The sequence below is a fragment of the Corallococcus aberystwythensis genome (genome assembly GCF_003612165.1).
In the GTDB taxonomy this organism is placed as follows: Bacteria; Myxococcota; Myxococcia; order Myxococcales; family Myxococcaceae; genus Corallococcus; species Corallococcus aberystwythensis.
Genome location: NZ_RAWK01000280.1, coordinates 1 through 12,554, shown reverse-complemented (window position 1 = coordinate 12,554; position 12,554 = coordinate 1). Strand labels below are relative to the sequence as shown.

10 protein-coding genes are annotated in these 12,554 nt (G+C 71.2%); 5 read left to right on the top strand and 5 right to left on the bottom strand.

All coding sequences use genetic code 11. The annotated features are described in order from the left end of the window. Positions 1 to 893: hypothetical protein (locus D7W81_RS42590; protein ID WP_158621744.1), on the top strand; the 893-nt coding region annotated here is incomplete at its 5' end. A gap of 12 nt (positions 894 to 905) precedes the next feature. On the opposite strand, the gene D7W81_RS33910 is transcribed toward D7W81_RS42590, so the two are convergent. The 4 genes from D7W81_RS33910 to D7W81_RS33895 all read right to left on the bottom strand — a co-directional run bounded on the left by D7W81_RS33910 (position 906) and on the right by D7W81_RS33895 (position 6,577). Then, positions 906 to 1,370, bottom strand: a complete 465-nt coding sequence (locus D7W81_RS33910) for a DcrB-related protein (protein ID WP_120559544.1) — start codon at positions 1,368 to 1,370, stop codon at positions 906 to 908. A 15-nt stretch (positions 1,371 to 1,385) separates the two neighbouring features. Continuing rightward, a complete protein-coding gene (locus D7W81_RS33905; RefSeq protein ID WP_120559543.1) occupies positions 1,386 to 2,318 on the bottom strand; it encodes a hypothetical protein in 933 nt (310 codons plus the stop codon). 60 nt (positions 2,319 to 2,378) lie between these two features. Continuing rightward, a complete protein-coding gene (locus D7W81_RS33900; protein ID WP_244227606.1) occupies positions 2,379 to 3,641 on the bottom strand; it encodes a sigma 54-interacting transcriptional regulator in 1,263 nt (420 codons plus the stop codon). A 134-nt stretch (positions 3,642 to 3,775) separates the two neighbouring features. Further along, positions 3,776 to 6,577, bottom strand: coding sequence for a serine/threonine-protein kinase (locus D7W81_RS33895; protein WP_120559541.1), 2,802 nt, complete (start codon positions 6,575 to 6,577; stop codon positions 3,776 to 3,778). Between the two features lie 257 nt (positions 6,578 to 6,834). Here D7W81_RS33895 and D7W81_RS33890 point away from each other — a divergent pair, with 257 nt between their 5' ends. After that, on the top strand, positions 6,835 to 9,405 hold the full coding sequence (locus D7W81_RS33890; protein WP_120559540.1) for a hypothetical protein: 2,571 nt from the start codon (positions 6,835 to 6,837) through the stop codon (positions 9,403 to 9,405). Between the two features lie 55 nt (positions 9,406 to 9,460). Here D7W81_RS33890 and D7W81_RS33885 read toward each other — a convergent pair whose 3' ends face one another. Continuing rightward, positions 9,461 to 10,237 carry an RNA ligase family protein gene (locus D7W81_RS33885; protein WP_120559539.1) on the bottom strand — a complete coding sequence of 259 codons (777 nt, stop codon included), beginning with the start codon at positions 10,235 to 10,237 and terminating at the stop codon, positions 9,461 to 9,463. 101 nt (positions 10,238 to 10,338) lie between these two features. Here D7W81_RS33885 and D7W81_RS33880 point away from each other — a divergent pair, with 101 nt between their 5' ends. The 3 genes from D7W81_RS33880 to D7W81_RS33870 form a co-directional block, all read left to right on the top strand. Then, on the top strand, positions 10,339 to 10,674 hold the full coding sequence (locus D7W81_RS33880) for a hypothetical protein (RefSeq protein ID WP_147445717.1): 336 nt from the start codon (positions 10,339 to 10,341) through the stop codon (positions 10,672 to 10,674). Positions 10,675 to 10,677: 3 nt separating this feature from the next. Next, positions 10,678 to 11,037, top strand: coding sequence for a hypothetical protein (locus D7W81_RS33875; RefSeq protein ID WP_120559537.1), 360 nt, complete (start codon positions 10,678 to 10,680; stop codon positions 11,035 to 11,037). Positions 11,038 to 11,763: 726 nt separating this feature from the next. After that, positions 11,764 to 12,554: thioredoxin family protein (locus tag D7W81_RS33870; RefSeq protein WP_244227604.1), on the top strand; the 791-nt coding region annotated here is incomplete at its 3' end.

Below are 12,554 nucleotides of genomic sequence, written 5' to 3'. Positions count from 1 at the left end.
CGTCCGCCCCCCAGTTGCAGCCGCCGCCGCTGGCCCCGCCGGTGCAGGTCGCGCCCCAGCTCGCGCGCCAACCCGCCACCTCGGAGTCCCCCCGCGAGCGCACCGCCACGGACGGCCAGCCGGCGGACGCCGCGCGGCAGGCGCTGGAGGGCCGCGCGAAGCTGCGCGTGGCCGTCCTCCACCGGCTCCACCGGGGACTCACGGAGGTGGAGGGGAAGATGAGCGCCTTCCTCGCCAACCCCGGCCGCCAGGGCGTCGTCACCCTGCCCGTCATCCTGAGCGAGAGCACCGTCACCTACGAGTGGTGGAAGTCCGCGAACGCGCTCCCCGAGGACCGGGCCTACCTGGCCCAGGTGCTGGGCGAGCCCGGCTCCGTGGATGACGCCACGCTGCTGGGCACGCTGCGCGAAGAGGTGCACCTGGCCTTCGCGGAGTTCCCTCGCACGCCGCAGGGACTGGAGGCCCGGAAGGGGTACGACGCCGTCCTCCAGAAGTACGAGGCCGCCCGCATCCAGCCCGTCATCGCGGGCCACGACACCGGCCCGCTGGTGGAGGAGTGCACGCGGCTGGGCCTGCCCTGCGACAAGGACTTCACCCGTTCGCTGCTCCTGTCCCCGTGGATGCTGGCCATCAGCCAGAGCCCGGACGAGGGCTCCAAGACGCAGGTGATGGTGGCGGGCCTCACGCTGCCCCAGTTGGGCGCGCTGGTGGGCCACCTGCGCCAGCTCAACCCCCTGCTCAGCAACGCCCAGCTGCGCATGCTGCTGCTGCGCGCCTCCACGGACATGAAGCTCGCGCTGCGCAAGGTGCTGGGCCAGCAGGAGGTGGAACAGGTGCAGGCCCTGGCGCGTCAGCTGCTGCGGCTCCAGGCCGTGCAGCACCTCATCGTCTGAGGGCCGCGCGCGTCAGGCGCGGAAGACGGTGGGCCGCAGCGCCAGCTCCGCCATCGACTCCAGCGTCACGGACGCCAGCAGCGCTTGCGCCTCCGCGCGCGTCGCGTCCAGCCGGTGCGCGCGCTGGGTGTACGTGAAGGTGAAGGCCACCTGCTCCCGCAGCACGTAGAACTGGAGCTGCGCGAGCGCCAGTCCGTGCATCCGGAAGGTGTACTCGCGCAGCACGCCGGTGTTGGCGCCCAGGGTGGCCCTGCGCTCCGACACGGGGTGGAAGGCCTCCGCCGTGCGCACGCCCTCCAGCATGCGCGCGGCGAAGCCCTCCAGGGACTCACCGGGGACCGCGGGCTCCAGCGACGCGACGAGGTTCGCGCGGAAGCCGTCCTCCTCCGGCCCCACCGCCACGACCTGGCTGGCGTCGAACCAGCCGTCGGGCAGCGAGACGCGCAGGGGGCCGTGGCGGATGGACCGGGGGGCCATGGGTGCCGGAAGTCCTTAAGAGGATTCGCGGCCGAAGTTGGACATGGCGCGCGAGCCGCCGCCGTCCGTGTTGCCGAGCGCGACGGCCTTCTGCCCGCCCTCCGCGGCGGCCTGGGCCTCCGACATGCCCTGGGCGCTTTCGACAATCATCTGCCCGCCGCCCTGGTGCTGGTTCCAGGAGATCTCCACGGAGTCCGCGAGCCGCTGGGCGTCCACCGGAACCTTGGAGCCGGTGCTGGGGTCCTTGAGCAGGTAGCGGCCCTGGTCGTCCTTGCCCTCCACGGAGACCCAGTGCGCGCGGCCCGTCTCGCCCGGCTTCGTCGTGGGGTCCACGAGGCAGGAGTCCACCATCACCGCGCCCTTGGCCCCGCGGGCGAGCGCGTCATCCAGGGCCTTCGTGTCCAGCTTGGACGACGTCTGGGTCACCTTCGTGCCCTGGTTCGCCAGCATGTTGGACAGCTCATGCGGCGACGTGCCCTGGCCCTGCGTGAAGCGCGACTCCAGCGCGGCCATCTTCTCCTTGTCCGACGTGGGCTGCGCCTTGCTGGTGCCAATCTCCTTGCCCAGCATCACCGCCACCGCGGCGCCGCAGTCGTTCTGGTTGGTCTGCTTGACCACCTCGGGGTCCGCCGCCGCGGTGTCCCAGCCGCCAATCTCCGGGGCCTGGGGCGCGTTCGCCAGCGTCCCCGGGACGCCCAGGTCCTGCGCGGCGGCACCCGACACCGGCTGGAAGCGGTTCGCCCACGCCTGGTTCAGGGCCTCCACCGCCGCGAAGGCGTCCGAGGCCTGCTCCGTCTGGACGGGCGTGGGCGCGCCCTCCACCTGGGAGACGACCTTCTCCTCCGGCAACCCGACCTGCTGGGCGGCCTGCTGGGGCTGGGCGGTCGGCTTCACCTCCGCCAGTTGCTGGAAGGTACGCAGGAGGTTGGAAGAGAGGTTCACGCTCACGGTGGAGGCTCCGGAGGGGGGGAATGGGGGATGCCATCCTACCCGGGATGCCGCCCCGTGTTAAGGGTCCCCGGACGGATCCAACCCGTGCTTGCGCAGGAGTTTCCGAAGGTAGACACGGTCGATGTCCGCCTCCCGGGAGGCCCGGGAGATGTTGCCCTCGCAGCGCTCGATGAGGTTCTTGAGGTAGTCGCGCTCAAAAACTTCAATGAGGTGCTCCTTGGCCTCCTTGAAGGGGAGGTCCAGGTCCGGGCCCCGGCGGCCGGACCCGTCCTGGGGCGACTCCAGGTCCGGCAGGGCCTCCTCGCCCAGGTTGACCACCTGCTCCACCACGTTGCGCAGCTCGCGCACGTTGCCGGGCCAGGGGTACTGCATGAGCAGGGCGCGCGTCTGGTCCGACAGCGCGCCTGGCGGCCGGCCCATCTGCTTGAGCATGTGGTCGATGAGGAACGGGATGTCCTCCGGGCGCTCGCGCAGCGCGGGCAGCGTGACGCGCAGCACGGCGAGCCGGTGGAAGAGGTCTCGGCGGAACTTCCCCTGCTGGACGGCCTGCTCCAGGTTCACGTGCGAGGCGGCCACCACGCGCACGTTCACAGTGAAGTAGTCGTTGCCGCCCACGCGCTTGACCTGCCGGCGCTCCAGCACGCGCAAGAGGCGCGGCTGCAGGTCCAGGGGCAATTCGCCAATCTCGTCCAGGAAGACGGTGCCGTTCTGCGCGCGCTCGAAGGCGCCCGCGCGGTCCGCCTGGGCGCCGGTGAAGGAGCCCTTCACGTGACCGAAGAGCTCGGACTCGATGAGGGTGGAGGGCACGCCCGCCAGGTCCACGATGACGAAGGGCCCCTTGGCGCGCGGGCTCCTCTGGTGGATGGCCTCCGCGCACAGGTCCTTGCCGGTGCCCGTCTCGCCGTGGATGAGGACGTCCGCGCCGCCGGGCGCCAGGCGCTCCAGCACGGTGAAGGCCTCGCGCATCTTGCGGCTGTGGCCCACGAGCGCGCCGAAGCTCTCGCTCGAGGACAGGGGCAGCGAGCGCTCGCGCGTGTCCTCCGGCACCAGCTTCAGTTCGGTGGCGCCCAGGGTGACGACGCTGCCGGGGCGCAGCTCCATGGCGGTGAAGCGCAGCCCCTCCACGAACGAGCCGTTGTGCGAGCCCAGGTCCGTGGCGACGACGTGCTCGTCGTGCACCTCCAGCTTCAGGTGCTGGCGGGAGACGGCCTTGTCGGAGAGGACGATGTCACACGTGGGGGCCTTGCCCACCACGTACGTCCCCTGCTTGAGCGGGTGGACCTTGCCGGCCTCCGCGCCGGAAAGCACCCGGAGCACCATCCGCACCTGTCCAGCACGGCCCCGGTTCAGGGTGGCCGTGGCATCCAGGAGCGCCTCGTCGTCATCTGGCGGCAGCGACACGGCCGGGGACGGTAACACGCCCCGCCACGGCCGCCAGCAGCCTCGCGTGCCTTCTAGCGGCGGCGGCTCCGGGGAGGCTTTCGGGCAGGCGGGCGCGGGGACTCCTTGGGCAGGGTCTCCAGCCACGAGTCCACCTCCCCCACGCGCGCGTCCAGGCCGGATTCGTTGAAGCGCTCCCGGGCGCGGGTGGCCTCGCCCCGGGCCTCTGGAGACTGGCCCGTCTGGTACAGCGCCCGCGCCAGCGCGAAGCCGGACTCCGCCAGCGCGTCCGGGGGCGCGGACGCGAAGGACACCGCCTGCTGTAGCGGCGCCACGGAGTCGCGCGCCCGGCCCAGCCCCAGGAGCGCCTGGCCCACGCCGTCATAAGAGGGCTGGAGCCCCTCGTCGTCCGCGGGCAGCGCTTCGCGCTTGAGGGCCAGGGCCTGCTCGTAGGTCTTCAGCGCGTCGTCGTAGCGCTTCATCCCCAGTTGGCACATGCCCAGCTCGTCCAGCGCCTCCGCCACCTGCGGGCTCCTGTCGCCGTGGAGGGTCTTGTAGAGGTCCACCACCGCCTGGGCGTGCGGCAGGGCGCGCTGGGGCTCACCGGCCTCGCGCAGGGCCAGGGACAGCAGGCCATGCCGGCGGGCCACGTCCGGATGCACCGGCCCCACGGCCGCCTCGGTCCTCGCGAGCGACGCCTCCAGCAGCGGCAGCGCCCCCTTCGCGTCGCCCGAGCCCAGCACCAGCCGCCCCAGGAGAAAGAGCGTCCGCGCGCGCTTGGGGTGCTCGGGCGGCAGCGCCTTGTCGTACAGGGCGCTCGCCTCCTCCAGCCGCTTGCGGGCCTCGTCGATGTGGCCCTGGGAGATGGCGAGGTTGGCCTGGTTCACCTTCACGTCGGCCGCCAGCACGGGCTCGCCGCCCAGCCGCTGGAGGGTGGCCTCCGCCAGCTCGCCCCAGTTCGCCGCCGGGTCGAAGTGCTTCTGGCCGTCCTCCACGTAGAGGAGCTTGTTGAGGATGGTGACCTTCAGCCGGTCCGCCCGGCCGGCTTCCGCGTCGAAGACGGCGCGCGACAACAGGCGGGAGGCCTCCGGTGATTGGCCCGTCTGTTCCTGGAGCCAGCCCAGGTGGAAGCGCATCTCCGCCTTCAGCGGCAGGTAGCCCGTCTTCTCCACCGGCGCCTCCAGCGCCTTCACCGCCGCGAGCGCCGCGGGGTAGCGGCCCGCGTCCACCTGCGCGCGCACCTCCGACAGCTGGTCCTCCAGCGCTTCAATCTCCCCGCGCAGCCCCGGGTCGGAGGGGCGGCGCTGCTGTTCGGCCAGCGACTCCACGTCCTCGCACTCGTGCAGCGCGGGCAGCGCGTGCGCCATGTCCACGGACTTCTCCACCACGGCGGCGTCCGCGCCCGCGAGCAGGTCCACCGTCGCGCGCAGGTCCTTGCGCCGGCGCTCCAGGCACACCACCTGCCGGTCCAGCTGCTCCTCCGGCTTCACGCCGCTCACGCGCGCGTCCTCGCACGCCTGCACGCGCTGGCGCTTCCACGTGTCCGCGTACTGTCCCAGCACCTGCGTGGCGCGGAAGGCCATCCCTTCCGCGAAGGGCTTCCCGGTGGCGCGGAAGGCGGACTCCAGCCGCGCCTTCGCGTCCGGGGTCCAGACGCTGTCCATCCCCGCGCCCGCGTCCGCGCACACCTGCGACTGCTGCCACGCCACGCCACCCGCCACCGCCAACGCGGTGGTCATCGCGCCCGCGGCGCCCATCCAGCGCTTGCGCTGCCCGAGGCGCTGCTCCTGGGAGAGCGCGTCGAGCAGCGCCTGCATGGACGGGAAGCGCGCGTCCACGTCCAGCGCCAGCCCGCGCAGCACCGCCTGGCGCACCCAACCGGGCACCTTCGCGTCGCGCGGGGGCTCGCGGATGAGCGCGGGCGGAGGTGCGATGGGGGTGGCCTTCGCCGGGGCGGCGTTCAGCGACTGCGTGCCGCCCAGCGACTGCGTGCCATCCGCCTCCACCTCCGCGCTGCGGCTGGCGGACACGTAGGCCTTGATGCTGCCGGGGTCGAAGGGACGCGTGCCGTACAGCGCTCCGTAGAGCGCCGCGCAGAAGCTGAACTGGTCCGTGCGCGCGTCCAGCTGCGTGCCCCGGAACTGCTCCGGGGACATGTAGTTGGGCGTGCCCACCAGCAGGCCCGCCTCCGTGAGCGTGGTGTCCAGCATGCGCCGGTCGGAGGACTCCAGCACCTGGGCCTCCTCCGGCGAGGACGCCACTTCCGGCCCGTCACCCACCTGCCGCGCCAGCCCGAAGTCCGTCACGTAGACGCGGCCCGCGTGGCTCACCAGCACGTTGGCGGGCTTGAAGTCGCGGTGCACCAGCCCCGCCGCGTGCGCGGCCTGAAGGCCCCGGCCCGCCTGGAGGTAGCGCTCCAGCACCTCGCGCCAGGACGGCTTCGCCTCCTTCAGCCACGAGCCCAGCGTGCCGCCCTCCACCAATTCCATGGCGACGAAGACCTGGTCGCCCCACATGCCCACGTCGAAGACGGGGATGACGTTGGGATGGGAGACGCGCGCCATGGCCTGCGCTTCACGCAACAGCCGGGAGCGGGCCTCCTCGTTGTCCTGGTTGGCGTTCGGGTGCAGCAGCTTCAGGGCGATCTTCCGGTCCAGGTCCGGGTCATAGGCGGCGTACACCACGCCCATGCCGCCCTGCCCCAGCTTGCGCAGCAGCAGGTAGCGGCCCACCTGGGGGACGGGCGGGATGTCCTCCGCGCGGCGCGTCCTGGCGCCGGGGCCCGTGCCATGTCCCGTGCCCCGGCCCGTGCCCGAGCGCACGGAGTTCGATGGGCCCGTGCCTGCGCTTCCCCTGCCGGTGTCTCGTCTGGTCATGGTCGGTGCACCTGATCCGCGAGTGTACCGCCGGCCTTCGCCCGCTCCGAACATCCTTCCGCGATGCGTCAATCACGGCCGCCTGCCTGGTGACAGCCGTCACCAGCGCCCGACGGCAGTCATCAGCGCCCGCGCACAGGGTGGGAGACAACCCTCCGGAAACAGGAACCGGACCCCGCGTCCGGGGCTGGCACGCCGGACGCAATGGGGTCCGCGCATCGCAGTGCTCGCAGCCCTCCCCTTCTGGAGTTCCCCCCATGGTCATCACGCCCGCCACCCGGAAGCCGCTGTCCCCCGCCGTCACCGAGAAGCCGGCCGTGGCCGCCCCCCAGACCGCGCCGATGGAACCGAAGGTCGAGGCGAAGAAGCCCGCCGTCGTGGCGGACGGGTTCGACGCGAAGAGGCCCGTGGCAGGCCCGGAGCTCCTGGGCGGCGTGGCCAGCGCGGTGAAGGCCGCCACCGCGGAAGTGAAGCCCCCGGCGGTCCCCCAACTGCGCGTGGGGCTGGCCGCGACGGGCGCGGCCCCGGCGGAGCGCCAGACGGTGTCCGGCGAGGACAAGGCGAAGCAGGCGGTGGATTTGAAGACCGTGGTCGAGCGGCGCACCGAGACGGTGGATGCGCAGAAGGCCCTGAAGGACAAGACCACGCAGGAGATCGACAGGCTCTTCGCCATGGCGGACGGCAAGGAGCAGGTTCCCGAAGGCGCCAGCGTCAAGCGCCTGTCCGACAACCAGGTGGAGCTCACCCGCGTCAACGGCCAGAAGGAGGTCGTGGAGCGCTCCGTCGCGACGAAGCAGGACGGCGCGGTGGTGATGGACACGGCCGCCTATGAGGACGGCACCAACAAGCGCGACCGGCTGGAGCTGAAGGACGACGGCAGCTCGGTGGTGGAGCGCGCCGAGTGGAAGGGCGACAAGAACGAGACCGCGGACCTCAAGTCCTTCGGGGACATCTCCACGACGAAGGACAAGGGCCTCACGTACACGCGCAACGCGGTCCACATCGAGCCGAACAAGGACGGCGACCGGCTCATCACGGACGCGTACTCGCAGGCGGACGGCGGCGCGCAGACGAGCCGCACGGCCTACTACCAGCAGAAGGGAGGGGGCTCCATCGACAACAAGCTCAAGGGCCCGTTCGACTTCGACAAGCCGGTGGATCGCGCGGACACGTACACCTATACGATTCCGCCCAAGGGTGAGGACGGCAAGCAGGGCGACGTGCAGTACAACCGCACGCAGGACTTCTCCCAGGACAACGTGAAGGCAACGTCCTACGTGGACCGCACGCTGGACGGCCACACGCACCTGGCGGGCGAAGGGCCGCACACGATGGAGGGCCTGCACAAGGTCCGCGACGAGTACGGCAAGGGCGGCGGCGAGAACTATGACGCGGACAAGACCGGCGACGGCCGCCCGCCGAAGCGCTGGACCGTGGACCTGCAGAAGGGCGCGGACCGGCTGGACTCGCAGACCTTCATCGAGGGCTACCCGGACGCGACCATCAAGACGGAGCGGACGCGCGAGGGCAGCACCGTGAAGGAGAAGTTCGAGGGCAAGACCTTCGAGAAGGCGGACTCCTCCAAGCGCGTGCCCGTGAGCGGCGAGTCCTCCACCACGTACGGCCAGGACGGCTCCATCGAGAAGATGGACACCCGGAGCCGCGAGCCGGACGGCTCCGACCTGGAGCAGCACTACACCAGCAGCCGCCAGGCCACCGGCCAGGGCCTGGAGCTCCAGGAGTCGCTGGAGACGAAGCGCACGAAGGACAACAAGACGGAGAGCGCCCTCAAGGAGGACACGTCACTGCTGTCCAGCGAGGGCGCGCAGCTGGTGAACTCGCGCACCACGGTGACGGACGCGGACGGCCGCAAGGGCATCCACGAGGTGGGCAGGGACGGCGAGCGGATGCAGCTGTCCGGCAAGGACGGCGCCGACATGCGCGACGTCACGGACGCCGAGGCCTTCAAGGACGACGAGTTCGGCAAGGTGCTGCTGGAGCAGGCGTCCATCTCCACCGCGAACACGGTGAACCAGTACGCTAACAGCGGCGGCGCGCAGGCGCTGAACATCCTCAAGGGCCTGAGCCAGGACTCGGCCCGGCTGCCTGCGAAGGCGACGGAGATCCTGGGCAGGGACACCGTGTCCAAGGGCCTGAACGCGGCGCAGGGTGGCGCGAGCGCGCTGGGCGGCGTGGCGGGCGTGGTTGCGGGAGGCATGTCGCTGGCGCGGGGCATCCGCGAGAACAACATGCCGGACATCGTGAAGGGCGTGGCGGACACGGCCAACGGCGCGGTGAACATGTACTCCGGCGGCAAGGCGTTCACGGAGGCCATCAAGGGCTTCAAGAACGCGGGCGCGCTCACCACGACCTCCAACACGGCCAACGCGGCGAAGAGCATCCCCTGGGCGAAGACGCTGGCGGACCCCAAGGTGAGCAGCGCCCTCACCAGCACGGTGCTGGACTCGGTGAAGGGCATGGGCGGCATCGGCAAGGTGGCCGGTGTGACGGCGAGCGCCGGGGCCAAGGCGCTCTCCGCGCTGAAGGCGGCGGGCGGCGCGGCCAACGTGCTGGGCGCGGTGGGCGGCGCGGCGGGCGGCGTGATGGACATCGTCAACGGCGCGAAGGTGAACGACGGCGCGCAGATCGCCAAGGGCGCGGTCGGCATCGCGGGCAGCCTGGGCGGCGCGGTGGCGGTGGGCGCGATTGGCGGCCCGCTGGGCATGGCGGTGGGCGCCGGTATCGGCCTGCTGACCTTCGGCTTCGGGAAGCTGATGGACCTCATCAGCGACAAGCCGCACAAGATCTCCGAGCTGCAGATCGACTGAAGGCGCGGCTCGGATGGAGGCGGCGGTGGACGGAGCCACCGCCGCCTTCTGACTTTCAGCGCTTCACGCGCAGGGTGCGCTCGTAGTCCTCGTAGCGCACCTTCGCGATGGTGCGCCGGTCACGGGTGCGGACCACGATGCCCTCCGGGTGCTGCCCGGCCCCGGTGTCCAGCGCGCACCGGGTCGCGGGCGCGTGCGCGCGCAGCCAGGCGAACGCGCCCTCCAGGTCCTTGGGGAGCGCCGCGCCGTCCTGTTCGAGGATGCGCGGCGTGGTCTCCAGTCCGTGCTCACGGGTGAAGACCTGGAGGGCGTCCTCGGTCACGAAGGGCTGGCCTCCGGACTCACGCCAGCCGGAGAGCTGCTCCGCGGACCAGGTGAGGGGCGTCTCGTAGTCGGTGAGGCGGACCACGTCGAAGACGCGGTAGCCCACGCGCTTCTCCGCCGTGTACTGCTTGCTGTGCGCGGTGACGTTGCCGCCGTACACCTCGCCGAAGACGACGGTGATGCCGCCCGCGTCGAGCCGCTTCTCGCGCAGCGCGTCCGCCACCGGCCGCAGGTGCTCCACGATGCCCAGGGCCGGGTTCCCGATGAGGTCCCCGCTCGCGTAGAGCAACTCCTCACGGCTGCCGAGCAGGTACGTGCCATCCGGCAGGAACACGATGCGCGCGTTGGTGCCGTCCACCTTCTCCGTGCCGACCACGGGCCCGTCGAACGCGATGGCGGGCTCGGCCAGCCGGCCCTTGTCGCCCAGCGCGTGGTACGTCGGGATGGACGGGTACTTCGTCAGCGAGTTGAGTGTGCGCAGGTTGGCGGTGCGGACGGAGAACGTCATGGCGCGGCCTCGGGGTGATGTGGGGCCAGGGTAGCAGAGCCCCCAGGAGGCTCGCGGGACGCGGCCATTCACCACGGCCTGACACGGGGTAGGTTCAGGCCATGGGAATGTACGGAGAGGTCCTGGGCATCGGTCCGTTCCGCCGGGAGCTGGTGCCCTTCCTCCAGCAACCGGACGAGTGGCATCGGAACACCCGCGAGGGGGCCATCATCGTCGTCCCCGTGTTCTCCGCGCCAGAGGGCAGCTCCCGCAGCCGCGCTCTGGCCGGGTGTTTTGGGGCGGACCCGTGGGACTTCAACACCCACGCGCTCGACCCGTGGCGCGCGGACGTGGACGCGCTCCAGAGGTTCGAGCAGCCCGGCGAGGAGCACCGGCTGGAGTGCTTCCTGCGCCTGCGCGACGCGGGCTTCTCCTTCTACTTCCAGCCAAACGGATAGCCCATGGCGCGGACGGACCTTCCATCCATCGTCGCGGGAGTCGTCGCCATCGGGCCCTTCCGCCGGAGCCTGGTGCCCTATCTCGAATATTCCGCGCACTACTACGAGCACACGCAGGAGGACGCGCGGATCATCGTGACACTGTTGTTCGACTTCCACGACCCGGTGCTGCTCCGGGACGCGGGCGAGTGCCTGGGACTGGACCCATGGGACTTCAACACGCACGTCATCGACCCCGCACGGATCGACCTGGAGGGCTTGGGCATCATCTGGGATGACGACGGGCTGCCTGAGCGCATCACCGCCCTGAAGGACGCGGGGTACCAGTTCTATTTCCGCATGAAGCACCGGGACGTGCTCTGAGCGGTGAGTCTGGAGCGCGGTGGGTCGTCCCTTCCCTGCCACTGCCGCTTCGCCGTGATGGACAGCAGCGGGATGCGGCCGCGCTCCAGGTCCGCCAGCAGGGACTCTCCGGTTGCATCCGCCGGGCCACAGCCGATGAACCCCAGCGCGACGGCGAGCCCTCCGCCAAGAACATGGGCATCCACCGCGGGACAGGGAAACGGCGCAGGAACGGAGCTCCTGGAGGAAGGAGGAATTCCCAGGGTGCCAGCCGGCTCGGGCGCATGTCGACGGCCGCCCCCGACCAGGCCCTCGGACCTCCATGCCCGCCACCTCCCGCGCGACACGGTCCCAACTGGTCCGACAGTCGGACCAGTTCGCGAGGTCCGGCGCGGACGGGGGAGCCCCCGGGGCCGCGGTCAGCCCAACTGGTCCGACAGTCGGACCAGTTCGCGAGGTCCGGCTCGGACGGGGAGCCCTGCGGGGTTCTCGCTTTCTCAACCCTGGGGACAGCGTTCGTGTCCGAGCGCTCCGCGAGCATTCGCCTTCCAGCCCGCTCCCGCGTCATTCCCCCCAGGCGCTCGCCAACCCTGAAGCAGCGGACGTCGTCGCGCGTTCCGTCGCTCTCGCCCGAAGCGGTCTGGCTCCGGTCACGCCTGGACGGAAGCCGGTTCCCCCGTGACGTGCCGGTTGACGCGCGTCCCTGGCGCCCCTCTTATCTGCCCTCCCCCTGAGCAGGAGTTCCCGTTGGCAGGCGTCCCGGTTGAATTGACCCCGGAGGATTACGAGTCAGTCACCCATCGGCCCGGCATGTGCGTCGTGGACTTCTGGGCCTCCTGGTGTGAGCCCTGCCACGTCTTCGCCCCCGTCTTCGCGGAGGCGGCCGCGCGGTTCCCGGACATCCGCTTCGCCCGGCTCGACGCGGAGGCCCATGAGGCCGTGGCCGAAGCACTGGGCATCGATTCATTCCCCACGCTCGTCGCGTTCAAGGACGGTCTGGAGGTCCACCGGAGTGACGGTGCGCTGTCCGCCGAGTCGCTGGACCGGGTGCTCGGCGCGCTGCGGGCCGTGGACGTCGCGGAGGAGCAGCGTCGCATCGCCAACCGCAAGCGGACCGAGGCGGGCCAGCCCCCCTCCGGCGTTCCCGAGGGCGCCACCTGGGACGACGGCGACAAGGAGTGGTCCTTCGGCCCGAAGGACGTCACGGGCCGCCCCCATGGCACCTGGCGGTACTGGCGCGCGGACGGCACCCTCTGCAACGAATGCATCATGAAGCAGGGCACGCCACACGGCCCCTTCAAGCGCTTCCACGAGGACGGCGCCGTGTCCCAGGAGGGCGCCTTCGAGAAGGGCCAGCTTCACGGACCTCGCACCTGGACTGCCTCCGAGCACTTCACCACCGAGCGCATGCACGAAGGCGGCGTGAGCGAGCGCGTGCGCAAGACGGTGATGCACTACGAGCACGGCACCGTGCGGCAGGTGATGCACTACGACGGCCAGGGTCAGCGCGTGGTGCCCTCCACCGGCGAGCCCTACCC

Excerpts from the sequence above, each read along its gene's own strand:
- D7W81_RS33910 (WP_120559544.1), bottom strand. The coding sequence starts at position 1,370 with ATGGCCCCCCGGTCCATCCGCCACGGCCCCCTGCGCGTCTCGCTGCCC.
- D7W81_RS33900 (WP_244227606.1), bottom strand. The coding sequence starts at position 3,641 with ATGGTGCTCCGGGTGCTTTCCGGCGCGGAGGCCGGCAAGGTCCACCCG.
- D7W81_RS33895 (WP_120559541.1), bottom strand. The coding sequence starts at position 6,577 with ATGACCAGACGAGACACCGGCAGGGGAAGCGCAGGCACGGGCCCATCG.
- D7W81_RS33890 (WP_120559540.1), top strand. The coding sequence starts at position 6,835 with ATGGTCATCACGCCCGCCACCCGGAAGCCGCTGTCCCCCGCCGTCACC.
- D7W81_RS33885 (WP_120559539.1), bottom strand. The coding sequence starts at position 10,237 with ATGACGTTCTCCGTCCGCACCGCCAACCTGCGCACACTCAACTCGCTG.
- D7W81_RS33880 (WP_147445717.1), top strand. The coding sequence starts at position 10,339 with ATGGGAATGTACGGAGAGGTCCTGGGCATCGGTCCGTTCCGCCGGGAG.
- D7W81_RS33875 (WP_120559537.1), top strand. The coding sequence starts at position 10,678 with ATGGCGCGGACGGACCTTCCATCCATCGTCGCGGGAGTCGTCGCCATC.